Origin of the sequence: Corynebacterium sp. ACRQP, assembly GCF_022345915.1 — a bacterium.
GTDB classification, from domain to species: domain Bacteria; phylum Actinomycetota; class Actinomycetes; order Mycobacteriales; family Mycobacteriaceae; genus Corynebacterium; species Corynebacterium lehmanniae.
Window position 1 is genome coordinate 1 of record NZ_JAKRMZ010000049.1, and the last position, 1,053, is coordinate 1,053.

At 58.4% G+C, this 1,053-nt stretch carries 1 protein-coding gene; it reads left to right on the forward strand.

Features of this window, described 5'->3' with window-relative positions; translation table 11 throughout:
- On the forward strand, positions 1-960 hold a 960-nt coding region (locus MHY23_RS11805), incomplete at its 5' end, for an integrase core domain-containing protein (protein WP_239307706.1).
- Positions 961-1,053 lie beyond the last annotated feature (93 nt).

The following is a 1,053-nucleotide window of genomic DNA, read 5'->3' on the forward strand; positions in this document are numbered from 1 at the left end:
CTCACCCGGCACGGACTTGACGCCGGGGCCGAAACCATTGCCTACCACCTCGAACAGGCCGGCAAACGTGCCCCGTCAACGTCAACGATCCGCCGCATCCTCACCAAAGAAGGCTTGATCACCCCGCAGCCGCAAAAGAAGCCAAAAAGCTCCTACATCCGCTTCGAGGCCGCAATGCCCAACGAATGCTGGCAAGCCGACATCACCCACCTCTTCCTCGCCGACAACACACGCGTTGAAGTCCTCGACTTCCTCGACGACCACTCGCGATACCTGTTGTCAATCACCGCGGCCGCCGCATTTACAGGCCCCGCCGTCGCCACCGAACTCACCCGCCTGATCGGCGCGTACGGCCCGCCAGCATCCACGCTGACGGACAACGGTTTGGTGTTCACTGCCCGCCTAGCGGGGCGCAAAGGCGGGCGAAACGCGTTTGAAAAAGTGCTCGTCGCACACAAAATCCAACAGAAAAACGGCCGGCCCGGCCACCCCCAAACCCAAGGAAAAATTGAGCGGTTCCACCAAACCCTCAAAAAATGGATCAAGGCCCGACCCGCAGCACAAACCATTGATGAGCTGCAACAACTCCTCAATGAGTTTCGCCAATACTACAACTGCACCCGGCCCCACCGCGCCCTGGGCAGACGCACCCCGCAGCAGGCATACACCACCGGAGTCAAAGCCACACCCAACGACAACCCCAAAGAAGAATGGCGAACCCGAAACGACACAGTCGACAAAAACGGCAAAGTCAGCGTGCGCTACGCCGGCAAACTCTTCCACCTCGGCATCGGACGCGCCTACAAACACAAGAAAATTCTCATGGTCATCACCGACAACCACATCATCACATCACTGGTCGAAACCGGAGAAGTCATCACTGAGCACTACATCGACACCGCCCGCGACTACCAAAAGGCCTACTGGAAACACGGCGACCCACCACTTCACCCCAAATGAACAGAACCGGCACCCCAGAACAAAAACAACTGGGATGCCGGTCCGTCCAGCATGTCGCGACTCATGCGTCAAGCATGACGCGACTCATGACAA